General features: G+C 70.3%; 14 protein-coding genes. 8 read left to right on the plus strand and 6 right to left on the minus strand.

Annotated elements, in window-relative coordinates:
* Window positions 1–6: 6 nt before the first annotated feature.
* Window positions 7–1257, plus strand: coding sequence for a serine hydroxymethyltransferase (gene glyA / locus MZC64_RS26500; RefSeq protein ID WP_247758920.1), 1251 nt, complete (start codon window positions 7–9; stop codon window positions 1255–1257).
* 83 nt (window positions 1258–1340) lie between these two features.
* On the opposite strand, the gene MZC64_RS26505 is transcribed toward glyA, so the two are convergent.
* The 3 genes from MZC64_RS26505 to MZC64_RS26515 form a co-directional block, all read right to left on the minus strand.
* Window positions 1341–1547 (minus strand): hypothetical protein, encoded by a 207-nt coding sequence (locus MZC64_RS26505; RefSeq protein ID WP_247758919.1) that lies wholly within the window; start codon window positions 1545–1547, stop codon window positions 1341–1343.
* A 135-nt stretch (window positions 1548–1682) separates the two neighbouring features.
* On the minus strand, window positions 1683–3845 hold the full coding sequence (locus MZC64_RS26510) for an FtsX-like permease family protein (RefSeq protein ID WP_247758918.1): 2163 nt from the start codon (window positions 3843–3845) through the stop codon (window positions 1683–1685).
* A 77-nt stretch (window positions 3846–3922) separates the two neighbouring features.
* Complete coding sequence (locus MZC64_RS26515; protein WP_247758917.1) at window positions 3923–4618, minus strand: ABC transporter ATP-binding protein; 696 nt, start codon at window positions 4616–4618, stop codon at window positions 3923–3925.
* Between the two features lie 396 nt (window positions 4619–5014).
* On the opposite strand from MZC64_RS26515, the gene MZC64_RS26520 reads away from it, so the two are divergent.
* Both MZC64_RS26520 and MZC64_RS26525 read left to right on the plus strand, forming a co-directional pair.
* Complete coding sequence (locus tag MZC64_RS26520; RefSeq protein WP_247764043.1) at window positions 5015–6211, plus strand: histidine kinase; 1197 nt, start codon at window positions 5015–5017, stop codon at window positions 6209–6211.
* Window positions 6208–6867, plus strand: coding sequence for a response regulator transcription factor (locus MZC64_RS26525; RefSeq protein ID WP_308301073.1), 660 nt, complete (start codon window positions 6208–6210; stop codon window positions 6865–6867). The genes MZC64_RS26520 and MZC64_RS26525 overlap by 4 nt, the downstream gene beginning before the upstream one ends.
* Here MZC64_RS26525 and MZC64_RS26530 read toward each other — a convergent pair.
* The gene (locus MZC64_RS26530) at window positions 6857–7831 is read right to left on the minus strand and encodes a TetR/AcrR family transcriptional regulator (RefSeq protein ID WP_247764044.1); all 975 of its coding nucleotides are present in this window, start codon (window positions 7829–7831) and stop codon (window positions 6857–6859) included. The two genes, MZC64_RS26525 and MZC64_RS26530, sit on opposite strands and share 11 nt — an antisense overlap.
* An 84-nt stretch (window positions 7832–7915) precedes the next feature.
* Between MZC64_RS26530 and MZC64_RS26535 the strand changes: the two genes are divergently transcribed.
* The 5 genes from MZC64_RS26535 to MZC64_RS26555 all read left to right on the plus strand — a co-directional run bounded on the left by MZC64_RS26535 (window position 7916) and on the right by MZC64_RS26555 (window position 16641).
* Window positions 7916–9916 carry a prolyl oligopeptidase family serine peptidase gene (locus MZC64_RS26535; protein WP_282105822.1) on the plus strand — a complete coding sequence of 667 codons (2001 nt, stop codon included), beginning with the start codon at window positions 7916–7918 and terminating at the stop codon, window positions 9914–9916.
* Window positions 9917–10011: 95 nt separating this feature from the next.
* Window positions 10012–10896, plus strand: a complete 885-nt coding sequence (locus tag MZC64_RS48025) for a DUF3995 domain-containing protein (RefSeq protein WP_282105823.1) — start codon at window positions 10012–10014, stop codon at window positions 10894–10896.
* A gap of 161 nt (window positions 10897–11057) precedes the next feature.
* Window positions 11058–14348, plus strand: coding sequence for a GH92 family glycosyl hydrolase (locus tag MZC64_RS26545; protein ID WP_247764045.1), 3291 nt, complete (start codon window positions 11058–11060; stop codon window positions 14346–14348).
* Between the two features lie 274 nt (window positions 14349–14622).
* Window positions 14623–15564 (plus strand): ricin-type beta-trefoil lectin domain protein, encoded by a 942-nt coding sequence (locus MZC64_RS26550; protein WP_246492496.1) that lies wholly within the window; start codon window positions 14623–14625, stop codon window positions 15562–15564.
* A 24-nt stretch (window positions 15565–15588) separates the two neighbouring features.
* Window positions 15589–16641 carry a zinc-binding dehydrogenase gene (locus MZC64_RS26555; protein ID WP_247764046.1) on the plus strand — a complete coding sequence of 351 codons (1053 nt, stop codon included), beginning with the start codon at window positions 15589–15591 and terminating at the stop codon, window positions 16639–16641.
* A gap of 4 nt (window positions 16642–16645) precedes the next feature.
* On the opposite strand, the gene MZC64_RS26560 is transcribed toward MZC64_RS26555, so the two are convergent.
* Together MZC64_RS26560 and MZC64_RS26565 are read right to left on the minus strand one after the other, a co-directional pair.
* On the minus strand, window positions 16646–20605 hold the full coding sequence (locus tag MZC64_RS26560; RefSeq protein WP_247764047.1) for a sialidase family protein: 3960 nt from the start codon (window positions 20603–20605) through the stop codon (window positions 16646–16648).
* A gap of 181 nt (window positions 20606–20786) precedes the next feature.
* A complete protein-coding gene (locus MZC64_RS26565; RefSeq protein WP_247764048.1) occupies window positions 20787–24695 on the minus strand; it encodes a hypothetical protein in 3909 nt (1302 codons plus the stop codon).
* Window positions 24696–24900: the final 205 nt, after the last annotated feature.

The following is a 24900-nucleotide window of genomic DNA, read 5'->3' on the forward strand; positions in this document are numbered from 1 at the left end:
CCGATCATGTCCACTTTGGACACGCCGCTCGCGCAGATCGACCCGGAGATCGCCGAGGTGCTCGGCGCCGAACTCCGCCGCCAGCAGTCCACCCTGGAGATGATCGCCTCGGAGAACTTCGCCCCGGTGGGCGTGCTCGAGGCGCAGGGCTCGGTGCTGACCAACAAGTACGCCGAGGGCTACCCCGGCAGGCGCTACTACGGCGGCTGCGAGCACGTCGACGTCTCCGAGCGCCTGGCCATCCAGCGGGTCAAGGACCTCTTCGGCGCCGAGCACGCCAACGTGCAGCCGCACTCCGGCGCGCAGGCCAACGCCGCGGTCATGCACGCGCTGCTCACCCCCGGGGACAAGATCCTCGGCCTGGAGCTGGCGCACGGCGGGCACCTCACCCACGGCATGCGGATCAACTTCTCCGGCAAGCTCTACGACGTGGCCGCCTACCAGGTCCGCGAGGACACCGGCCTGATCGACATGGCCGAGGTGGAGCGGCTGGCCAAGGAGCACCAGCCCAAGATGATCGTGGCCGGCTGGTCGGCCTACCCGCGCCAGCTGGACTTCGCCGAGTTCCGCCGGATCGCCGATGAGGTGGGCGCCTACCTGATGGTGGACATGGCGCACTTCGCCGGGCTGGTCGCGGCCGGGCTGCACCCCAGCCCGGTGCCGCACGCGCACGTGGTGACCACCACCACGCACAAGACCCTGGGCGGACCGCGCGGCGGCACCATCCTGAGCACCCAGGAGTTCGCCAAGAAGATCGACTCCGCGGTGTTCCCGGGTCAGCAGGGCGGGCCGCTGGAGCACGTGATCGCGGCCAAGGCGGTGGCGTTCAAGATCGCCGCGAGCGAGGAGTTCGCCGAGCGGCAGCGGCGCACCCTGTCCGGGGCCAAGATCCTGGCCGAGACGCTGGTCAAGGCAGGCGGCGGGGTGGACGTGCTCACCGGCGGCACCGACGTGCACCTGGTGCTGGCCGACCTGCGCAACCACGAGCTGGACGGCAAGCAGGCCGAGGCCCGGCTGCACGAGGTGGGCATCACGGTCAACCGCAACGCGGTCCCGTTCGACCCGCGCCCGCCGATGGTCACCTCCGGCCTGCGCATCGGCACCCCCGCGCTGGCCACCCGCGGCTTCACCGACGCGGACTTCGCCGAGGTCTCCGACGTGATCGCCAAGGCGCTCACCCCGGACTTCGACGCGACCGCCCTGCGCGCCCGGGTCACCGACCTGGCCGCCAAGCACCCCCTCTACCCCAACCTCTGACACCAATTTGGGCCAAGTCGTACGCCCGGTTTGCCCAACCAGGCGTACGACTTGGCCCAACTCGACGGGTTGGCGGTTGTGGGTCAGGCGGCGATGGGGCCCGCGTGGCGGACCGGGCGGTGGGTTTTCTGGGCGGCGCGGGCGGCGCGGGTGGCCTTGATCCGCTCGGTGCGGGCCACCTTCACGGCCTTCGGCTCGCCCTGGCCGTCGACCACGGCCGGGAGGATCATCAGCGCCAGCACCAGCAGGCTCAGCACCGCACCGGTCCAGGTCAGCACCATCTCCAGCATCGTGGTCTCCTTCGCTTCGCGCTCTCTGTGTCTGAAACCAGTTTGCGCTGGTAGACCCCGCTTGCGGATCGGCCGTTAAGCCATCCTGACCCCGACCGTTCGGCCAGTCGGCGGACTGGCCGAACGGCCGAGGGCTCACTCCTCGGCGTAAGCCTGAGGGGAGATCCTGCGCAGCAGCGGACCGCAGGCCGAGGCCGCGACCATGGCGACGCCGAAGCCGACCACCAGTGGCGTGACCAGCCAATAGTTGACTGTCAGCGGCGCCTGGACCACCGTCATCAGCCCCCCGCCGACCGCCAGCCCGGCCAGGCCCGCGCCCAGGGTGGCCACCAGGGAGGGCAGCGCCGCCTCGGTGCGCAACGCCCTGGCCAGCACCCGCACCGGGGTGCCTGCCGCGATCAGCGCGGCCAGCGTGCGCCTGCGGTCGACCACCGAGCCGGCCGCGGTGATGGCGGCGCTGATGCCGCCGAGCAGTCCGGCGATGATCAGGCCGATCAGCGCGATCCGGCGCATGTCGCCGACCTGCATGGTGTCCCGGCCCTGCTGGGCCTCCAGTGAGCCGATCCGGCCGCCGGGCACCTGCTCGATCAGCAGCGTGCGCACCAGCTCGGCGTTGGCCGGGCTGGTCATCACGGTCAGCGTGTAGCCGGTGAGCTGGGCGCCCTTGGGGATCAGCGCGGGGTCGATGATGATCGTGCCGCCCGCCTTGCCGTTGTCCCCGGCCATCTGGTGCACGACCGGCTTCGCAGGCAGCGGGGTGCTGCCCTCGTCCCGGCCCGCGTAAGTGGACAGCTGCAGCGGCCCGGACGGGTACTGCTGCCCCTTGCCGACCCGGACGCCGGGCGCGCCGCCGCACTGGCCGAGTTGCAGCCACATCAGCGCGGTGGCGTCCTCGCAGCCGAGCACGATCGCCCGGCCGACGTAGTTGCCGCTCTGGTTCTTGAGGTTGCCGTGCGCGGCCACCCCGACCGGGGTGTTCACCCCGCGCTTGGCCAGTTCCACCCGCAGCCGTTCGGCCGCGGTCTGCACCTCGTGCGAGCTGACCGTGGTGTAGAGCACGCCCTCCTTCCACGGCTGCCAGGTCCGGTCGTCCACCTTGCGCTCCAGCGAGGGCAGCACGGTCAGCGCCAGGCTGCCCGCGAACACCGCGAGCACCACGCCGGAGGCGGCCCGGTAGGCGGCCTTGGGGTCATCGCGCAGCCGTCGCCCGGCGAGCAGGGTGGACGGGCGGCGCCAAACCTTCGTGAAGATCCGGCCGACCACCGAGGTCAGCCACGGCCCGACCACCGAGGCGGCCAGTGCGATCCCGGCCAGTCCGCCGATGAGCACCGAGGTGCCGCCGGTGGCGCTGGCCACGCTGATGCCGCCGATGAAGGCCCCGGCCGCGGCGATGAGGATGAGCAGCCGCCACGCGCTGGGCGGCTTGCGGCTGTGCTGCTGCGCCGCGCCCAGCGGCTGGGTGAGCACCCGGCGCAGGCCGAACACGGCCGCGCCGATCACCAGCAGCGGGGTGCCGATGCCGATGCCAAGGGAGAGCAGCCAGCTCGGTTCCAGGTCGGCGGCGAACCAGGTGCCGCCGTTCCACGGGAGTTGCGTGGTCAGTTCCCTGGCCACCGGTCCGAGGGCGAGGCCGAGCAGGGTGCCCAGCACCGTGGCGACCGCGATCTCCACCACCGTGATCGCGACCACCTGCCCAGGGGTCGCGCCGGCCAGTCGCAACGCGGCCAGGCGGCGTTCCCGGCGGGCCGCGGTGAGCCGGGCGGAGGAGGCGATAAGCACCAGGCTCGGTACCACCAGCACGACCAGGCCGACCTGGGAGAGCAGCAACAGCATGAAATCGGGCCGGGGTTCGCCGGTCGGGACTAGCCCGGCGGCCGGGTAGGCATCGCCCTCGGCCAGGGTCTGCGGGCCGTGCCCGACCACCGCGACGAGCTCGCCGGGGTAGATCAGGGCCTGATCGCCGAGTTCGCCGATCACCTTGCCCTGGAAGCGTTTGGCCAGCTGGTCGGCTGGCAGGTCGCGGGCCAGCGCGGCCAGTGCCGGGGACAGCAGCACCTCACCCGGTTGCGGGACGCGCAGCAGGCCGGGCGCGGCCGGGGCGTTCGGGGTGAGCGCGGCCACGTCGATCCGGGTGATGGCCTTGTCCCGCACCCGGTCCTGGCTGTTCTTGACCAGGATCCCGGCCGCGGACTCGTCCGCGGCGGGCCGGGGCTGGCGCCATGCCTCGTGTTCGGCGCGGGCGTCCAGGGCGCCGGGCACGGCCGCCAGCCAGGACACCAGGGTGACCGCGATGGCCACGCCGAAAAGAGTAAACACTGCCGCGACCAGGCTGCGGCGATCCCCGCGGAGCACCCGCAGGGCGAGCTGGAAAGGATTCACGCGGCGACCCGCCGCGCGATCAGTCCGTCCCGGATCTCCACCACGCGCTCGGCACGGGCGGCCACCTGCGGATCGTGCGTCACGATGACCACCGCGGCCCCGGAGTCCTTGGCCGCGGCCAGCAGCGCGCCGATGGTCTCATCCGAGGTGCGCGAGTCCAGCGCGCCGGTCGGCTCATCGGCGAAGATCACCCGCGGCCGGTGCGCCAGCGCCCGCGCGATCGCCACCCGCTGCGCCTGCCCGCCGGACAACTCACCGGGTCGGCGGCCCTCCATCCCGGCCAGGCCGAGCCGGGTCAGCCACTGCCGTGCGGCGGTCAGCGCCTGGTCCTTGGCCATGCCCGCGAGCAGCATCGGCAGCGCCGCGTTCTCCTCCGCGGTCAGCTCCCCGACCAGCATCCCGGCCTGGAAGACGAACCCGAAGGCGGAGCGGCGCAGCTTGCTGCGCTCGGTCTCGCCGAACTGGTCGATCCGCTTGCCGTCCAGCATCACCACACCGTCATCGGTGGGCAGGATGCCGGCCAGCACGTGCAGCAGGGTCGATTTGCCCGATCCGGACGGTCCGATGATCGCGACCACCTCGCCGGGTGCGATCGAGATGTCCACCCCGGCGAGCGCGTGGGTCTGGCCGTAGCGCTTGATCAGGTGGTGGCCGGTGAGCACCGGCTGCGCACCGAAACCCGGAACCGTCAACGTGTCCTCCTGTGTTGAATTGGCGTGCTCCGCACGCTGGATTTTTCGCTCCTAAGTCGCCTCGTCGTGTGCCCGCCGCACGCGAAGCAAGCTTCGGATGCGTCGGGCACACGACAAGGCAACGCGAAAAATCGGCACCCCGCCGCTGGCGAAGAGCCCGCCGTGTCGCTGCGCGCCACGCCTGTTTCGCAACAAGTTGTGGTGGTTGCGTTGGCGATCGGGGGGCGGGGCGCTTGCGCTTGTGTCTGACGGGATCAAAGACTGGCCGAGTGCGGCCCCTGGTGACTTCGGCCAGCGGGTCAGGCGTGGGTGGCCGTCCTCGGCCGATCGGCCGAGGGACCGGGTGGCCACCCGGCCGAGGTGCGCGCGCGGGGCGAACACGTACCGTGTTCCACTGTGGACACCACGTTGACCGGCTGGCGGCCGTTGTTGCGGCGGCAGTGGCCGATCGCCGGCGCGCTCGGGTTCATGTTGCTGGTCGAGTTCAGCTCGGGGCTCGGCGGCAGCCGCTCCGACATCCTGGGGCTGGCCTGGCTGGCCGACGCGATCATCGCGTTGATCGCCGTGGTGGCCCCGCGCCGTCCGGTGGAGTCGGCACTGCTCGCCTCGATGACCATGATCGGCCTGACCGCCGGGCTGCGCTACACCCACGTGAACCACTGGGACGCGGTCGCCGGCATGGGGCCGGTGGAGACCGCGGCCGGGATGGCCCTGATCGCCACCGTGGTCCGCCAGGCCTCGCCGAACAAGGCCACCACCGCGGTGGCCGGGATCGTCTTCGCCGGCATCCTGGCCGGGGTGATCCGCCCTGGCGGCAACCTGTTCGACAACCTCGCCTCGGTCGCCATCCCCGGCATGCTGCTGCTGTTGTCCATCGGCACCGGGGTGTACTTCCGGGCCCGCGACGGCGACCGGCGCCGGGTGGTGACCGCCGCGGTCAGCTCCGCCCAGCAGGACGAGCGGCTGGCGCTGGCCCGGGAACTGCATGACGTGGTCGCGCACCACGTCACCGGGATCGTGGTGCAGGCCCAGGCTGCGCAGGTGGTGGCCGAGCAGGATCCACTTGCCGCGCAACGGGTTCTGCCCTACATCGAACGGGCCGGGGTGGACGCGCTGACCGCGATGCGCTCGCTGGTGAGCAGCCTGCGGGACACCCACGCGGTGGGCGAGGTCGGCGCCAGCGACGCGGCCACCACCGATCCGGTGGCCGACATCCGCAAGGTGGTCGACGACGCCGCGGCCGCCGGGCTGCCGGTGTACCTGACCCTGGACCTGCCCAGGACGCTGTCGGTGGAGCTGGCCCGCTCGGTGCTGCGGGTGGTGCAGGAGTCGCTGACCAACACGCAGAAGCACGCGGTCGGGCTGACCGCGGTACGGGTCGCGGTGAGCACCGCGGACGAGATGGTGCACGTCCGGGTCACCGACGACGGCAAGGGGTCCTCCGCCGCGCCAGCCGGTGGTTCGGGGGGCTACGGTCTGGTCGGAATGCGGGAACGGGTTGAGCTGCTGGGCGGCCGGTTCAGCGCCGGGCCGAGGCTGTCCGGTGGCTGGGAGGTGCACGCCTGGCTGCCGGTGCGGGAGGCAACGCGGTGACGATTCGGGTCTTGATCGCCGACGACCAGGAGATGGTGCGCGTCGGGTTCCGGATGATCCTGGAGGCCCAGCCGGACATCGAGGTGGTCGCCGACGTGCCCGATGGCATCAGCGCGGTGCGCCGGGCCAGGGAACTGCGCCCGGACGTGTGCCTGATGGACATCCGGATGCCCGGCATCGACGGCCTGGAAGTCACCAAACAGCTCTGCGGCCCCGGCGTGACCGACCCGATCAAGGTCGTGGTGGTGACCACCTTCGACCTGGACGAGTACGTGCACACCGCGCTGGGCTACGGCGCGAGCGGGTTCCTGCTCAAGGACGCCGGTCCGGCGCTGCTGGTGGAGGCGGTGCGGGCGGCGGTGCGCGGGGACGCGCTGATCTCGCCGCAGATCACCGTGCGGATGCTGGAGCACTTCAACAAATCCGGCGGTGGCAGGCCGAAGTCGGAGGATCCGGCCGAGCCGCTGACCGAGCGGGAGATGGACGTGGTGCGCGCGGCGGCCCGCGGGCTGACCAACACCGAGATCGGCGCGGAGCTGTTCCTGTCGCTGTCCACGGTGAAGACGCACCTGGCCTCGGTGCAGGCCAAGCTGGGCGCGCGGAACCGGGTGGAGATCGCCGCCTGGGCGTGGCGATCCGGGCTGCTCAACGGGTGATCGCGTAGCCCGCGCCGGCGCCGTCCGCGCGGGCGGCGATCCGGCCACGCTCGACCCGGATCGCGGTTTCCGGACCGGTCATGCCGAGGCGTTCGGCGATGGCCGGGACGCTGGCGTCGCACACCACCCGCAGCTGTCCGGGTTTACCGCCCGCGGCCCGCAGGTTGTGCCCGAACCCGGCCAGGGTGAGTCCGGCGAGCAGGCGTAGCTCGGCCGACCAGAGCGCGCCGAGCACCAGCGTGACCGGTTCGTCCGTGCCGTGCGCGAGGTCCTCGACCGCGCCGAGCCGGTCCGGGCCGAGGAACAGGATCAGCCCGTCGGCGTTCAGCTCGATCATGGTGGCGTGCACGGTGCAGACCGCGACCGACTCCGGCCAGGCGCTGCCCGGCCTGCGCACCTGGGGCAGTGCCGTTGGCGGTGACCAGGGATCGGCCACCGGCAGCTCGGCGAGCTGGGCGCAGGCGGCGACCACGACGTCGGCGGCGACGAAGTCCGGGGCGAGGGTGGCCAGCTGGTTCGCCCCGTGCAACGCGGTCAGCGCCAGCCGGGCCCGCTGCGCCCCGCCGTCGCCAAGCTGGGTGCCCAGCATCACCGCCTGGATCTCCAGCAGCTGCGCGTAGACCCCGCGGGTGTCCTCCTCGGCGAGCACCTCGCCGACCAGCTCCGGGTTGGCGGTCCGGGCCAGCCAGGACCGGGCGAAGGCGGCCAGCGCGCTGCCGGTCGTGCCGTCCACCGGCTCCGGCGCGGAGCGTTCGGTCAGCGCCGCGCCCGCGAGCACGGCGAAGTACAGCGCCCGCTTGCCGGGGAAGTTGGAGTAGACCGCGCCCCTGGTCAGCCCGGCCCGGTCCGCGATGTCGTCGATCTTGGCTTCCCGGTAGCCGCGTTCGGCGAACTCGGCCCTGGCCGCGTCCAGGATCTTGCCGCGGTTCTGTTCCTGCAGCTCCGCCCTTGTCAGTCTCGCCACTTGACAAACCCTAGCCACTCACCGAAATACTCTCACCATCCAGATGATACGACCATCTGAAATATTCCGAAAGAGGGTGGGGGCATGACCACGGACGCCTACGCGTGGCTGAACGAGGACACGGCGGAGGTCCTGGCCTGGCAGGAACAGCAGGTCAGCGCGGCGATCGCGGCCGCGCGGGACTTCCATGGGTTCGCCGATCTGGTCGAGGAGCTGCGGCCGTTGCTGGCGGGTCAGCTGGCCGGGGTGCTGGCGGATCGGCGGCTGGTGGCCGGGCGGTGGTTCTGGCTGGGTCAGGACGAGGCGGGAACCGGGCAGGCGATCCGGGTGGCCGAGGACCGGGACTCGCCGGGCCGGGTGCTGGTGGCCGCGGCCGCGCTGACGGCCGAGCGGGGTGACGGCCGGGCCACCTCGCTGATCTACCCGGAGCCGTCGCCGGACGGGAAGTTGCTGGCGTTCAACGCGGCGGCCGGCGGGGATCCGTTCGGGCGGTTCCTGGTGGTGGAGGTCGAGACGGGCGAACGGTTGCCGGTGGAGGCGCCCGCCATGCAGGGCAACCTGGTGCGGCCCGGGTGGCTGCCGGACAGCTCCGGGTTCTACCTGGCCGGGCGGTCGGCCGACGGCGCGCACGAGTTGCGGTTCTTCCCGGTGCGGGGCGGGGAATCGGTGCCGCGCGGACTGCCGGGGGTGCCGCCGACCTCGCTGGCGGTGGTGCCGCAGGTCTCGCCAGGGGGCAGCCGGGTGCTGGTGGTGACGGCGCCGCACGAGCACCTGGCGGCGCTGGTCGGGGACACCGGGTCGGGGGCCTTCCGGGCGTTCGCGCCGGAAGGGTTTCGCGGGGAGCTGTACGGGGACTGGGTTGACGAGGACACCTATGTCGCGATCAGCACGGACACCCCGCGCGGGCGGGTGGTGCGGATTCCCGTTGCCACGTCGACAGATCCGGACACCTGGGAGGAGCTGATCCCGGCCGGCGACCTGGTGTTGCGGAGTCTGTACCGGCTGGGCGAGCACCTGGTGGTGACCGCGCTGAACGACGTCTCGCTGGATGTGCGGTCGTATTCGCTGGCCGGGGTGCCGGTGGCGCGGGCGGCGTTGCCCGCGGCCAGTGCGAGTTTCGCGCTGACCGTGTTGTCGCGGCTGCCCACCGGGTCGGCTGCGCTCACGTTCACCGCGAGCAGTTTCACCAGCAGCGACACCATGTATGAGCTGGATCCGGCCACCGGGGCCCTGGACGTGCTGACGCAGGGGGTGACCCTGGACGGGATCACGGTGGAGCAGCACTTCGCGACCTCGGCCGATGGCACCAGGGTGCCGTACTTCGTGCTGGCCAGGGAGGATCTGGACCGGAGCAGGCCGCAGCCGACGCTGGTGAACGCCTACGGCGGGTTCAACATTCCGAAGCTGCCCACCTTCCTGGGGGCGATGACGCCGTTCGTGCGGTCGGGCGGGGTGTACGTGCACGCGAACCTGCGCGGTGGCAGCGAATACGGGCGGGAGTGGTACGAGTCCGCCCGGCGGGAACACAAGCAGCGCACCTTCGACGACCTGCGGGCGGTGGCCGAGGACCTGGTGTGGCGTGGCGTCGCGACACCGGAAACCCTTGCCTTCCAAGGGTCCTCGAACGGCGGGTTGTTGGCCGGGGTGGCGGTGACACAGCAGGCGGAGCTGTGGCGGGTGGTGGTGCCGACGATGCCGGTGCTGGATGTGCTGGCGCCGCTGGCGGAAGGGCCGGGGACGGCGATGATCCGGGCGGTGTACGAGAAGGACTACGGGAATCCGGCTGATCCGGCGGACGCGGCGGTGATGGCCGGGTACTCGCCCTGTCAGAACATCCGGGCCGGGGTGTCGTATCCGGCGGTGTTCGTGGTGGTGGGCAACAGTGACATCAGCTGTCCGCCGTCGCAGGCCCGGCGATTCGTGGCCGGGGTGCGGGATGCCTCGCGCAGTGGGCGGGATGTGTTGTTGCGGGTGTGGACCGCGGTGGGACACGGGAGCATGGACGCGGGGGTGGGGGCGGAAATGCAGGCGGAATGGCTGGGGTTTGTGCTGCGGGAGCTGGGGATGACGTTCGTGCCGCGATAGGGCTGGATTTGGGTGGCGGAGTTCCCTCGCAAGAGGGAGCCCGCTCCCTCCCCCTCGGGAGGCAGCCGAAGCCGGGATGGCGCAGGGTGCCGGGTATGAGCGAGCTGGGTGGACGGTGGGAGCGCTGGGCGGTCTTTGTCGTGGCGGCCCAGATGCTTTTCTACGCCGGGGAAAAGGTCTATATGGCCGCGGTCGGGCAGGTGGGCTTGCCCGGGATGGTCGCACCGGATTCGGTGCAGGCGCAGTATTCGCAGACCTGGCTGCTGCAACTGGGGAATGCCGGGCTCGGGGTGGTCGCGGCGGGGATTGTGCTGGCCACGTTGCGACGGTGGGGGCCGGTCGCGCGATGGGTGCTGCTGGGTGCGCTGGTGGTGACGCTGGGGGCGATGGCGGCCGGGGTGGTGTTGCTGTCCGTGCGCGGGGTGTGGACGGGCTGGGTGCAACTGCCGTTGGTGGTGCTGGTGTGGCCCTGGCTGGTGTGGCGGTTGGTGACGCGGTACTGGCGGCCGGTGTTGCCGGGAGCGGCCTGGGTGGCGTTGGTGTGCGCGCTCGCCTATGGCGGAATGAAGGTGGCCTGGGCCTTCGGGTCCGAGGTGCTGATGGCGGAGACGCCGTTGACGGGGGCGGATCGGGAATTGTTGCTCGGGGACGGGCCGGTGGCGTTCTGGGTGCACGTGCTGACCGCGGTGATCGCGGCGGCGGGGGCATTGGTGATCCTGGGGCTGGCCACCTCCTGGCGGGATCGGCTGCCCGCGTGGTTGCTGCTGGGGCCGGCCTGGGTGGGGATCGTGTTCCTGCTGGTTCGGGGGGTCACCGGGGTTTCCGGCGCGCTGGTCACCTTGTTCGGGGCCGCCTCGGCTGAGGCCCGGTGGTACGCGGGCTGGGATCTGGGCTTGTGGGCGCCGCTGTGGCTGGTGCTGGGAGTGGCGCTGGTCCGGCTTGTCCTCCGCAGAGGAGTACGCCGGGTGGTGGCCGCGTAGTCCGATTGACCGAATCCTGGTCAAGGTTGTCGGCCAGAATCGGACAGGTTCCATTCGCACCCCTTCACTCGCCTCTCACCTGCACGTACGTTCTGACCCGCCGCCAGGCACGACCGTTTGTCAACGTTGTCTGCACACATCTTGCGAATGGGGTCGGACAGGTGAGAAGGACACGGGCTCTGGCCGGTGCGGTGACCGCCGCGCTGGTGCTGGGTACGGTCGGGGGGACGGCGTCGGCCGAGCCTCTTGACGGGAGCGGGTTCCCACTGGTGCGGGATCCGGCGGCCTACGTCGATCCGTTGATCGGGACCAAGAACCTGGGCAATGTCTTTCCCGGTGCGGTGATGCCCTTCGGCATGCTGTCCTGGAGTCCGGAGAACACCAAGGGCAATGCCACCCGGACCGCGGCGCCCGGCGGCTACCACTACGACGCGACCAAGATCCGCGGCTTCAGCCTGACGCACATGTCCGGCACCGGCTGTGCGGGTGGATCCGGGGATATTCCGTTCTTTCCGCATGTGGGTGCGGTGACTTCCTCGCCCGCGGTGGATGGCAAGGACGAGGTGTACGCGAGCACCTTCAGTCATGCCAACGAATCGGCGAAGGCCGGCCGATACTCGGTCACCCTGGATTCGGGGGCCAAGGCCGATCTGTCCGCGACACTGCGCAGTGGCGCCGGGCGATTCACCTTCCCGGCCGGCAAGGCCGGGTCGCTGCTGGTGCGCACGGCCAACTCCGAGGTGGGGTCCACGGACGCCGCGGTGGCGGTGGATCCGGCCACCCGGACTGTCACCGGGTCGGTGACCAGTGGGAACTTCTGCGGCTACCTCGACAAGGAAGGCCGCCGGTCCTACTACAAGCTGCATTTCGTGGCCGAGTTCGACCAGGCGTTCAGCTCGGTGGGCACCTGGCAGGACGACAAGCTCACGCCCGGCGCGACCACGTCGACCGGGGGCACCACCTATGGCACCAACGGGTGGCCGGTGGTGGGCAAGGGGTCCGGGGCCTATCTGGGCTTTGACACGGCGAAGAACCCGGCGGTGAACGTCCGGGTCGGCATTTCCTACGTAAGCCTGGACAACGCCAAGGCCAACCTGCGGGCGGAGAACCCGCGGCGGGCGGCGGTGGAAGAGGTCGCGGCGAACGCGCGGGAAGCGTGGACCCGGCAGCTGCGGCGGATTCAGATCGGCGGCGGCTCCGAGGCTGATCGGACCAAGTTCTACACCGCGCTCTACCACTCCCTGTTGCACCCCAACGTCTTCAGCGACGTCAACGGGGAGTACGCGGGAATGGACGGGAAGGTGCACCGGCCGGTGCCGGGGCAGCAGGTGCAGTACGGCACCTTCTCCGGCTGGGACGTCTACCGCTCGCAGGTGCAGCTGCTGACCTTGCTGGAGCCCAAGATCGGCTCGGACATCGCGCAGTCGCTGCTCAACCAGGCGCAGCAGAACGGCGGCGTGTGGGACCGGTGGACGCACGCCAACGGCGGCACGCACGTGATGAACGGTGACCCGGCCGCGCCCTCCATCGCCGGCATCCACGCCTTCGGCGGCACCGACTTCGACGCGCGGACCTCGTTGCGCTCCCTGGTCAAGGCGGCCACCGTGCCGACCGCGCTGGACCTCAAGCGGGACGGCTGGAACGTGATGTCGGTCGGCCAGCGGCCCTCGCTGGACAAGTACCTCAAGCACAACTACATGCCCTCGGTGTCCAACGCCTGGGGCGGGGCGGCCGAGACGCTGGAGATCTCCACCGCCGACTTCGCCCTGGCCCAGCTGGCGGATCGGTTGGGGGACAAGGCAACCGCGAAGACCTTCACCGAGCGGGCGCAGTGGTGGCAGAACAACTTCGACCCGGCCGCGCACGCCACCGGCGGCTACATCCGCAACCGGCACGCCGACGGCAGCTGGACGCCGAACTTCACCCCCGGCACCGGCGACGGGTTCGTCGAGGGCAGCAGCGCCCAGTACACCTGGATGGTGCAGCACAACGTGGCCGGGCTGACCCAGGCCATGGGCGGCAAGGACCGGGTGAACAAGCGCCTGGACGAGTTCTTCCACAACGCCGACGGCAGCTGGGCGCTGAGCAAGTCCGGCGACGAGAAGTCCGAAATGGACAATGAGCCCTCGGTCAACGTGCCCTACCTCTACAACTACACCGGGCAGCCCTACAAGGCGCAGCAGACCATCCGCGAGGTGGTGAACACGCTGTGGACCACCGGCCCCGGTGGCATTCCCGGCAACGACGACCTCGGCGCGATGTCCTCCTGGTACGTCTTCTCCGCGCTGGGCATGTACCCGCAGGTGCCCTCGCGGGCCGAGCTGGTGCTGTCCAGCCCGCTGTTCCCGTTCGCCCGGATCAACCGGGACCGCGGCAAGGACATCACCGTGCTGGCGCCCAAGGCTGCGGCGAACGCGCCCTACATCCACCAGTTGCGGGTCAACGGGCGCGAGTCGGCCAAGCCGTGGCTGCCGGAGTCCTTCGTGCAGCGCGGCGGGCTGCTTGAGTACACAATGGACACCAAGCCGAACACCACTTGGGGCGCAACGGCTTCGGACGCGCCGCCATCCTGGCGGGACGGGGAGCAGCCCTACCAGATCGGGGTCGGACCGGACCACCTGGTCACCTCACCCGGCGGCACCGCCAAGGCCGAGGTGACCGTCTACCACCTCTCCGGCGCACAGCCCGAGGTCCGCTACTCGATCGCGCCCACGCCAGGGCTCAAGATCGAACCGTCCAGCGGGCTGGTGCCGATCAAGGACGGGGTGGGCAAGGTCGAGTTCACCGTGACCGCGGCGACCGCGGGTCAGGGCTACCACCCGGTCAACGCCACGGTCACCGTCAGCGGCGGCAAGACCACCACCCGGCAGCTCACGGTGAAGGTCGCCGCGCCGCGGACCTGGTTCGCCGCACTGGACAACACCGGCGTCTCCGACGACCCCGGCACGCACGAGGAGGCCAACTTCGACGGCGGCGGCTACAGCTACTCCAAGCAGGCACTGGCCGCCGCGGGCCTGGTCGCCGGTCAGCCCGGCACGGTGGCGGGGCTGAACTTCACCTGGCCCAGCGAGCCGTTCGGGCGGCCGGACAACATCGCCGCCAACGGCCAGACCGTACAACTGACCACGCCGGTCAGCCGACTGTCCTTTGTGGGCAGTGCGATCAACGGCAGCCGGACCGCGCCGGGCACCGTCACCTACACCGACGGCAGCACCGGCGCCTTCGACCTGGGCTTCAGCGACTGGACCCTGGGCGGCGGGGGCGGCAGCCTGATGTACGAGAACGTGATCGTGGCCAAAACCCCCTACCGCAACGGGATCGGCGGCAAGCAGGAGGTGCCCACGCACATCCTGGCCACCAAGCCCTTCGCCGCACCCGAGGGCAAGCAGATCGCGAGCATCACCTTCCCGCGCAACAGCGGCCTACACATCTTCGCCCTGGCCACCGGCTGACCCCAGCGGCCCAAGCAGCCGTGTTGGCCGTTGTCGTACGGTGTGTTGGCCGTTCTGGACGGTGTGTTGGCCGGATGGTGTACCAGTTCGGCCAACACCATGTACGACAACGGCCAACACGCCGGTGCGGGGGCTTTCCGGTTTCGTCCGGAAAGCCCCCTTTTTCATCCGCAAATTGTTAAGAAACCTACCTAACCCTGGTTGTCCGCCCGGCCCTCGGCGCGGGACGCTCAGCTACACCGCCGCCGACGCCACCGGATCCCGCGGAGGAACCATGCGCAGCCGTCTGTTGTCGGTGACCACGCTCGGCCTGATGATGTTGAGCCTGCTCGGTCTGGGCGCCGCCCAGGCCGCTCCCGCCACCCCCGCCGCCCCGGCTGCCCCCGCCGCCGCGCAGAAGGTCTTCTTCACCTTCTACGGCTGGTGGGACAACACGCCGCCGGGCGGGGCCATCGCCTATCCGCAGATCCACAACACCGCGGGCGGCAAGGGCACCTACGCCGACCCGATCACCCTGGCCACCTCCAAGAAGGAACTCAAGCCCGGCACCAAGGTCTGGGTGCCCAGGGTGAAGAAATATTTCATCATGGAGGACGATTGTTCGGCCTGTAATCAGGAATGGGACGGCCAGGGCCCCAACGGCGGCCCGAAGCTGTGGCACTTCGACCTGTGGATCGGTGGCAAGGGCGGCAACGCGATGAACGCCATCGACTGCGAGGACGCGCTCACCAACTACCACCCGGACGGCAAGCCGGTGATGGAGGAATCGATCATCAACCCGCCGTCGAACCTGACCGTGGACCCGACGCCGATCTTCAACACCAGCACCGGTGAGTGCTACGGCGGCGCGAAGCCGAAGACGACCGTGGGCGAGTACAAGAACACCGCCACCGGCCAGTGCCTGGAGAACCCCGGCGACAGCACCAAGCCGGGCACCGCGCTGAAGGTGGCCGCCTGCAACAACTCCACCGCGCAGCGCTTCTCCTTCCACGGCGCGTTCATGGAGCACAACAAGCTGTGCACGGCCCAGTCCGGCAGCAACGTGGTGCTGAACAAGTGCGACGGCGGACCGAAACAGCAGTGGTCGGTCAACCCGAACGGCACCATCTCGGACATGCAGTCCAACACCAAGTGCTACCGGGCTTCCGGCGGCAACGTGACCGCGGGCAAGTGCTCGGGCAACGAGAGCAAGTGGGTGTTCAAGTCAGCGGTGTGACCGTTGGCGTGCCAGGGTGGGGACATGGACAAGGTCATGACGGCCGCGGTCCTCACCCGGCACGGCGGCCCGGACACCCTTGAGCTGCGCCGCGACCACCCGGTGCCGGCGCCCGGCGCCGGCCAGGTGCTGGTGCGGGTGACCGCCGCGGCGCTGAACAACACCGATATCTGGACCAGGGAGGGCGCCTACGGCCGCCCCGGCGATCCGGAGGCGCGCAGCGGCTGGCGCGGCCCGATCGCCTTCCCCCGGGTGCAGGGCGGCGATATCGCCGGGGTGATCGCGGAGGTGGGCCCCGATCTGCCCGCGGACCTCATCGGCGGGCGGGTGCTGGTGGATCCGGCGCTCTACCGGGACGAGGGCGAGCACGCGCCACCGGTCGGACTGCTCGGCAGCGAGGCCGACGGCGGGTTCGCCGAGTACGTGCTGGCGCGGGCGGACCGGGTGCACCAGGTCGCCGATTCCCCGCTCACCGACGCCGAACTGGCCTGTCTGCCGGTGGCCTACGGCACCGCGATGGGCATGCTGGAACGCGGCGGCATCGGCCCCGGCGAGACCGTGCTGGTCACCGGCGCCTCCGGCGGCGTGGGCGCGGCCCTGGTCCAGTTGCTGGCCGCCCGCGGCGCCTGCCCGATCGCGATGACCACCGCCGCCAAGGAACACGAGGTCCGCGCCCTGGGCGCGACCGGCCTGGTCACCAGGGACGCGGGCGATCTGGCCGGCCAGATCCGCGTCCAGGCCCCGCACGGCCTGGACGCGGTGGCCGATATCGCCGGCGGCGCCGCGGTCAACGACCTGCTGCCGCTGATCCGCGACGACGGCCGCTGGGTGATCGCGGGCGCGGTGGCGGGCCCGACCATCCACTTCGACCTGCGGCGGCTGTACCTGCACAACATCGGCCTGATCGGCTCGTCCATGCACACCCGCCCGCACTTCGCCAAGCTGGTCACCGCCGCCAGGGCGGGCGCCGTGCGACCACCGGTCGCGGCGACCTTTCCCCTGACGGCGGTGCATGCCGCACAGCGCCGGTTCCTCGAACGCGGGCATGTGGGCAAGATCGTGCTCCTGCCCGGCTGACCCGCTACAACACCCCGCTGACCGACGACATCAGGTACGGACTGTCCGCAGCCTGCCAGGTCACCAGCAGTCGTCCGTCCACTTCGGACAGAGCGTGCTCACGGGCGGTGTAGTTGCCCCTGGCCACCTCGCGTTGCTTCACCCAGCCCGCGCCGTCAACGCTCTCCGAGCCCCACAGCGTGCGGTCGCCCGCGTTCTGCCAGCTCGCGAACAGCTTGCCCTTGACCACGGCGAGCGCGACCCCGCTCTCGGCCGTGCCGCCGCCCCACACCCAGTACGGCGCGTTCCAGCCCGATCCGTCGCTGCTGGTGGAGAGCTGCAGGCGGCCGTTCTCCGCGTCCCGCCAGCCCAGGTTGAGATTGCCGTTGAAGGAGATCAGTGTCGGGCGGTGGCTGGTGGTGCGCGCCGGGTAGAGCCTGGGGTGGGTCGTCCAGGTCACCGCGTCGGGGCTGCTGCTCAGGTACATGCCGTGGTCCTCGCCCTGGTGCACGGCCCACAGTTTGCCGCCGTGCGCGGCCAGCGCCGGTGGCTCGGCGGTGCCGTGCATCGAGGCAGGCGCGTTGCGCAAGGTCCAGGTGACCCCGTCCGGACTCACCGCGATCTTGGCCAGATTCGGCCTGCGGCTGGGCAGGACCCGCCAGGACAGCACGAGCTGGCCGTTGAACTCCGTCATCGACACCCCGGTGCCCTGCGTGCCGGCGAACCCGACGAGCTGCTTGGGCGACCAGGTCCGTCCATCCACAGTGGACGAGAGGTAGATGTTGTGCTCCTCGCCGTCGACACCCCGCCAGGCCGCGTACCGCTTGCCCTTGAAGGACAACAGCGCCGGACCGCCGTGCCCGTGCGCGGACTCGTCCATCGTCAGCGGCCGGGACCAGCGGGACACCGGCGGCGCGAGCGGGGCCGGCGGCTCCACCGTCAGCGTCTCCTTGACGTCGGGGTGCCAGGTCCGCACGGTCAGCCACAGGTTGCGCAGGGTGGTCTGCACCTCGGGCAGGCTCTGGTCGGTGCCCTCCCAGCGCTGCTTGAACTGCTCGGTGTAGCGGGCGATCAGCCGGTCCAGCCTGATCTTGGTGCTCCGGGCGATACAGGCGGCGTACGGGTCCCTGGTGACCAGGCCGGGCAGTGGCTGGCAGCCGTCCGCGCTCGCCTCATGCTGGTCGGACTCCCACGGCGGCTTGCCCTGGGACAGGTTGTCCGCGGCCTGGTCGTAGTTCCCGGCCAGGCCGTACGGCTCGTCGTTGACACTGGTGTGCAGGGCGTATCTGCCGTAGAGCAGCGCCCGCAGGTGGTCGTCGGTCTCCAGCGCGCGGGGCAGGCCGAGCTGGGTGTAGGCGCGCAGCAGGTCAACGGTCAGGTTGACCTTCCTGGCCGAGCCGGTGGACCGGATGTCGTTGGCCACGGCCCGGTAGTAGTCGGCCTGCTTCCGCTTGAGGAACTCGGTCATCGCCGTGACGGCCGCCCGCTCGGTGAACTCCGGGTCGTAGTGGGTGGCGTTGCCCTCGAACATCGCGGCCATCGAGTCCCACTCGCCCGCCACCAGGTCATGCGGCTTGGCCCTGGTGTCGCAGGAGAGGGGGTTGACCACCCCGTTCTTGCCCACGCAGACCTCGTACTTCACGTTCTTCCTGGCCACCCCGGCGGTCCAGCGGCTGACCCCGGCGAAACCCGGCAGCTCGATGTCCTGCCGGAACTGGACCTTCAGGTCAGCGAAGCGCCAGTGGTACTCGCAGCCGCGTTCCATCGGCGGGCCGCATTCGACGGGCACGATCTCCACCCGCTTGTTGACCCACTCCGCCGCGGTCCAGCACGCGTCGTAGCCCGGCTTGGGCTCGAGGTGGGCTCTGGCGAAGCGCTGCGCGGGCGGCAGCACGGCGCCGTCCACGATCCCCGGCCGCTTGATCCGCTGGTTGCCACCGGAGTCACAGCGGGGCACGGTCGCCTCACCGGCCAGGTCGCCGATCCGGTCGATGGGCTGCTGCGGCCCGTCCCACAGGCTGTAGTTGCCCTTGGTGACGACGAAGTCGGTCTTGGCGTTGTGGTTGTAGAGGTCGACGATCTCCCTGGTGTAGCGGTCGGTCAGACCGGTGAACAGCTTGTTCACCGCGCCGTCCGGCCCGGGTTCGCTGAACTGCAGGGCGGCGTCCCGCAGCCGCGCGCCCTCCTTGGCCACCGCGTGCGGCCGGACCGAGAGGATCTGGCCGAGGTGCTGCGGGTTCTGCGCGGCGATCAGCGAGTACGCGTTGGCGGCCAGCTTCCACGGCATCGGGTTGACCATCTCGGCCGACACCGGGAAGGCCCCGTCGAAATGCGCCTTGGCGTAGGCGCTGAGGTAGCGGACGACACCGGTGTGGCCGTGGTTGGCCAGGTTGGTCCTGGCCGTCTCGTCATCGACGCCGTAGTTGCCCTCCGGCACCACGTAGGGCGCCTGCATGGCCTTGAGCTGCCCGACGTCCTGGAAGATGTTCTCGGCGGTCTCGTACATGCCGAAGGTGACGTCCTTGGTCGGGCGCAGGCGTTTGTAGTCCACGATCAGGTTGGCCGACTGCCAGGTCTGGCTGCTGCTCAGGTTCGCCAGGCTCTCGATCACCGTGGTGCCGATGACCTGGGTCTTGGTGGAGAGGTCCACCAGCTGCTGGGAGACCGTCTCGACCTGGCCACGCATGTGGTCCAGGCCAAGGGACAGCTCGTGGAGCTGCCTGGTCAGCCCCTGGTAGATCACGTCGAGCCGCTGATCGATCCGCTGGAAGTGGGAGACCATGTCCTCGTGCAGCTTGACGACCTGCTCGCGGAGCTTGCCGATCTCCTCCATGATCAGCTCTTCGATGCTCGGCCCGGCCCCGGCGAAGACCGACACGATGCTGCTGATCGCGCCGATCACGTTGCCGGTGAAGGCCAGCGTCGCCATCGAGAAGACACTGCTGATCAGCTTGAACGCGGTGACGCACTTGTTCACCGCGGTGGCGATCTGCACCGCGCCGTTGGCGAAGGCACGCAGCTGCCTGCCCGCCTCCGGGTCGTTGAGCCCGATGAACCAGGCCAGGCCGTCGAAAGCGCCCTTGACCCCGTTGATGATCCCCTGGCGTTTCTTCTCATCCGCCTCGGCCGCGGCCTTGGCCTTGGCGTCGGGCTCGGTGGCCTTCTTGCCCGGCACACCGGCGTCCGCGTCGGCCTTGATGCTGCCCAGGCCCGTCTTGCGCTGTTCGTAGAGCTGGCTGGTCAGCAGGCGGAACTTCTCCGTGCTGACCAGTTTGAGCTGCGCCGGATTGTTGGTCTGGTCCAGGATCGGCTGGATGTCGAGCACCTGCTTGAGCCGCGGCAGCTGGCTGAGCTGGGTGGCGGGCTGACCCGCGCTGACCCCGATGACCGAGCCGATGGCCTTGTCCCAGGCGCCGCGGAAGTTGGCGTCCGCCCTGGCGGTGCTGCCCAGCGCGCTCCACACGCCGGCCTGGGCGGTGTCGAAGCCGGAGTTGTAGCCCAGGTGCGGCACCGTGTTGGCGATGCGGTCGGTGACCCGGCCGGTGAGCACCTGGGCGTCCCGGCCGACCACCTTGGCGGCCAGCTCGACGATCCTGGGCCCGTTGGTCACCGCGCCCGCCGCGCCGCGCAGGGCGTGCAGGCTCGCCGCGACCACCTCGTGCGGCTGCTGGTCCCACACCCGCTCCGGCACCACGGCCTCGATCGCCTTCTGCACACCGTTGAGGTGCGTGCTGAGGGCGTTCTGGTCGGCCTGCGGGTTACGTGCCCGCCAGTCGGTCAATTCGGCGGTGGCCACCAGGTGCCTGGCGTACTCCCGGTCCCCGTCCACGATCCGCAGGTAGCTGCCCAGCAGCGTGTTGGCCAGTGCGTTCTGATCGATCGGCACCGCGGCCAGCGCGGGCGGCGGTGCGCCGAGCGCGCCGGTCAGCAAGGCTCCGCTGACCAGTGCGGCGGTCATCCTGGTGCGCCACGGTCTGGTGCGCATACGGCTCTCCCCTCGGTGGTCCATCAGCCGCGGTGAGTCTGCGTCCGCTGGGCCGGGCAAGGGAGTACCTGGCCGTATTCACTGCCGGAGAATCCCTGAATACGGTCGCTGACCAGGTCAAACGACGAACCGGCCCGGTCCGCTGAGTGGACCGGGCCGGTTCGTGGGATCTGTGCCAGGGTCAGCCGGGCAGCACCGCGCTGCTCGCCGTGCTCAGGTTGCTCCCGTCCAGGGCACCCGGCGGTCCCCAGACCAGTCGCAGCCTGCCGTCGAGCACGGTCATGCCGGCGGGCCCGGTCCTGGTGGTACGGGCCACGGTGTACTGCGGCGACCACGCGGTGCCGTCGGTGGAATAGGCCCCATACATCGCCACGTCACCGAAGAAGCCCCACACCGCGTACAGCTTGCCGCCGTGCGAGGCCAGCACCGGACCGCCGTCGACCGAGGCCGCCGTCCCGCCGACCCGGACCGGGGCCGGCACCCAGTTGACACCGTCCACGGAGGAGGCCATGTACGCGCGCGGATTCGAGTCGTGACCGCGCCAGGCGACGTAGAGCTTGCCGTTGTGCACGGTCATGCCCGGCCGCTGGTTGGTCATGTTCCCGGCCAGGGTGTGCACCGGCGCGGTCCAGGTGAGTCCGTCGGTGCTGGTGGTCCGGTACAGCTGCTGGTCCTCACCGCGGTGCAGGGCGTAGAGCGAGCCGTTGAACACCGCCAGCGCCGGGGCGTCGAAGGTGCGGACCCCCGGTGTCTGCTGGTGCGCGACGGAGCTGGTCCAGGTGATCCCGTCCGTGCTGACCGCGTGCGTCTGCACCGGCACCTCGCCGCGGCCGCGCTTCTTCCAGGACACCACCAGTTTGCCGTTGAACTCGATCGCGGTGGGACCGAACCCGACCACCCCGGCCCCATCGTCGATCAGCACCTTCGGTGCCCAGCCCCGGCTATTCGCCAGCGACCCGTACAGCTTGCCGTCGGTCCCCTGCCACACGGTGAACTGGTTGCCCTTGAACGAGGTGATCGCCGGCCTGGTCAGGGAGTTGAGCGTGTTGTCCACGTGCTCCGGCTGGTTCCAGATCGCGGCCGCGGGCGCCAGTGGCGCCGGAGCCTCGATCGCCGGACCGAAGTCGAAGTCCGGCCACACCGAGCGCAGGGTCAGCCACAGCGTGCGCAACTGGGTCTGCAGGCCGGGCAGGGTCTGGTCCGCGCCCTCCCAGCGCTGCTTGAACTGCTCGACGAGCCGGGCGGCCAGCCGGTCCTGCCGGGACTTCATGTTGTCCCGCAGGCAGTTGCGCACCGGATCGGTGGCGTTGGTCGCCGCGATCACGGCGCACGCGGCGCTGACATCCGAGCGGACCGGGTCCCAGGCGGGCTTGCCGGCTGCCACGTTGGACCCGGCCAGCTGGTACTCCCAGACCAGGTACTGGTTGTCGTTCTGGCCAGCGCCGTAGAGCGCCTTGGGCCCGTGCAACGCGGAGCGCAGGAACTCGTCGGTGTTGAGCGCCCGCGGGAAACCGGCCTCGGTGTAGGCGCGCAGCAACCGCGCGGCCAGGTTCAGCTCCCGGCCTTCCAGGCTGTCCTTGACGAAGGTGGCGGCCCGGTTGTAGAAGTCTGCCCGCTTCGACTTGAGCAGGTCCTCGCCCAGCTTGGCGAAGAACGGCGTCGTGAAGTCGGTGCCGGAGTCGGGCACGGCACTGCTGTCGTAGGTGGCCTTGAGACCCCGGTCCCACTCGTTCTTGATGAAGCTCTGGATCTCGTGCGGCGCGGGCAGGCCGTCGTTCCAGCGATGCACGACCGCGAGGTTCCGCTTGGTGGTCTTCGTGCCGCCGCCGGGCATGGTGAACTCGTCGGTCATCGCGATGACCAGGTCATAGGCGCGCAAGGAACCTGGGACGAGGCGCACCTCGTAGCTCCAGCAGGCCCGGTAGCCGAACTCGTGCCCCCGGAAGTACCGATAGAACTGCACGGGCGGGCTCAGGTGCTGCCCATTGTGCCGGTTCGCCCTGGACAGCTTGAAGTTCCACGCCGGATCGCTGTTCGCCAGGCAGGGCTCCACCTGGGGTGTCGCGTACAGGCTCGGGGTGCCCGCCGGCGCGCCCTGTTCCGGGCCGCGCCACAGTGCCAGCGTCTTGCCCTCGTTGACCTCGGCCTCCCGTTCGAGCACCTTGGCCGACAGCTCATCGGCCTTGGCCTGGTAGCCGGCGAGCAGGGTCTGGAAGATCTTGTTGGTGCCGCCGTCGGGGCCGGACTGGCTGAAGGCCAGCAGCTGGTCCCGGATGGCGCGGCCCTCATCGAGCACCTTCTTGCCGCGCACGTCGGTGGCCATGTTCCTGGCCCACTCCGGATTCTGCTTGACCAGCAGTCCGTAGGCGTTCGCGCCGATGCTCCACACCTCGGCGTTGCCGCCGTGGCCGGTGTGGGTGAAGCCCGGATCCAGCTTGGCGTTGGCGTAGTAGCCGAGGAACGCGGCCGCGCCGCCGTCACCGTGCAGGTTGAGGTTGCTCAGCACGGTCGGCGAGTCGGTGCGGTAGTTGACCTGTGGCACCACGAACAGGTCGTTGGTCGGCGCCTGCACCGCGGTGACCCAGAAGTCGCTCTCGCCCTTCTTGAAGTCGGCCTCGGGCAGTCGCTGCCCGTGGTGCTTGCGCTCGTGGTCCAGGTGGTAGTCGATGACGCCCCAGCGGTCCAGCTTGTACAGCCCGGCGACCGCCTTGAGCAGGGTGGTGCCGGTGACCTGGAGTTCGGTGCTGAGCGAGCTGACCTTCGCCAGGATCTGCTCGGTGTTCTCCCGGACCCAGGCGACCCCCATCTCCAGCTTCGCGAACTCGGCCAGCATCCGGTTGTAGATGTTGTCCAGCTTCGCGTCGACCTTGTCGAAGCGGTCGTTCATGTTCTGCTGCACCGCTTCGAGCTGTTTGCGCATCTCCTTGATCTGGTCCAGGATCTGCTGCTCCACGGTCGGGCCACTGACGCCGAACACCCCGATCAGCGAGCTGATCGCGCCGATCACGTTGCCGGTGAAGGCCGCCGTGGCCAGCGAGAAGGCCGAGTTGATCAGCGTGAAGGCGGTGATCGCCTTGTTCACCGCGTAGGCCACCTTGACCGCGCCCTCGGCGAATTTGGTGATCCGCTTGGCGAAGTCCGGGTTGATCATGCCGACCACGAAGGCCAGTCCGTCCAGGCCGCCCTTGATCGTGTCGACGTAGCCCTTGCGCTTGTCCTCGGCCGACTTGGCCGCGGTCTTCTGCGCATCGGTGGGCTCGGTGGGCTTGGCATCCGGCGGGTTCTTCCCCGACGCGCTGGAGAGGTGGTTCAGCGCCTCCTTGCGCTCGGCGTAGAGCTTGCCGACGAGGTCGTTGAACGAGGTGTCGGTGGCTACCTTGAGCTTGACCGGGCCGAGCTGGGCCGCCGCCCGGAGCGCGCCGACATCCAGCACCGTGCGCAGCTGCTCGCCCTGGCCCAGTTCGGTGGCGCTCGCCGCGGAGTTGACCTTGGCCTGGTCGCCGATCTCGGCGTTCCAGGCGCCACGGAACCCGGTGTCGGCGCGCGCGGTCAGCGCCACCCCGCTCCACACCTCGCGCTGGTTGTCGGCGTAACCCGCCTCCCAGGCGAACTGCAGCTGGGCCCCGGAGACCCGGTCCTCCGGCTTGGTGGAGACCGGAACCGTGTCCAGGCCCAGCAGGGTGTTGTTCAGTCTGCCCAGGCGCGCGCCGTCAACGGTCGCGCCGGGCGCGGAGCGGGCCGCGACCAGCGCCGCGCTCACCGTCTCCACCGGTTCCCGGTTCCACGCCTGGTTGGGCACGACGGCCTCGACGTGCTTGCGCACCGCGCTCAGGTGCGCGGTCACCGCGGCCGGCGCGGCCTGCGGGTTCTTCGCCCGCCAGTCCAGCAGTTCGGCACTGACCACCAGGTTCTTGGCCAGCGCGTCATCCCGGTTGGCAATGCGCATGGTGGCGCCGAAGAGCGCGTTGGCCAGCCCGGCCTCGTCAACCGGCACCGCGGCGTGCGCGATCGGAGTGGCGGCCAGGGTGCCCGCGAGCAGCGCGCCGCTGAGCACGGCCACGGTGAGTCTTCGGTACAGGGGCGTTCGCATGGGTCTCCTTGAGGTAGGCCGCCGCGGAGATCACTGCCCGAAGTGGTGGCCGCCGGGCCGTTGATGTCGACCAGGGCCGTGGAACGGGATCCGCGAGCCGAGGTGAGTCTGTGCGCGGCCAGGCGGCTTGAGGAGACCCTCGCCGTATCCTCCGCTCCACCACTTTGGGATACCTGTGCTGACCAGCGGACATGCCGAACCACCC

Source organism: Crossiella sp. S99.2, from assembly GCF_023094165.1.
Taxonomy (GTDB): Bacteria; Actinomycetota; Actinomycetes; order Mycobacteriales; family Pseudonocardiaceae; genus Crossiella.

Bases quoted from the DNA above. Each gene is read 5' to 3' on its own strand.
- MZC64_RS26535 (WP_282105822.1), top strand. From the start codon at position 7,916: ATGACCACGGACGCCTACGCGTGGCTGAACGAGGACACGGCGGAGGTC.
- MZC64_RS26550 (WP_246492496.1), top strand. From the start codon at position 14,623: ATGCGCAGCCGTCTGTTGTCGGTGACCACGCTCGGCCTGATGATGTTG.
- MZC64_RS48025 (WP_282105823.1), top strand. From the start codon at position 10,012: ATGAGCGAGCTGGGTGGACGGTGGGAGCGCTGGGCGGTCTTTGTCGTG.
- MZC64_RS26565 (WP_247764048.1), bottom strand. From the start codon at position 24,695: ATGCGAACGCCCCTGTACCGAAGACTCACCGTGGCCGTGCTCAGCGGC.
- glyA (WP_247758920.1), top strand. From the start codon at position 7: ATGTCCACTTTGGACACGCCGCTCGCGCAGATCGACCCGGAGATCGCC.
- MZC64_RS26555 (WP_247764046.1), top strand. From the start codon at position 15,589: ATGGACAAGGTCATGACGGCCGCGGTCCTCACCCGGCACGGCGGCCCG.
- MZC64_RS26505 (WP_247758919.1), bottom strand. From the start codon at position 1,547: ATGCTGGAGATGGTGCTGACCTGGACCGGTGCGGTGCTGAGCCTGCTG.
- MZC64_RS26560 (WP_247764047.1), bottom strand. From the start codon at position 20,605: ATGCGCACCAGACCGTGGCGCACCAGGATGACCGCCGCACTGGTCAGC.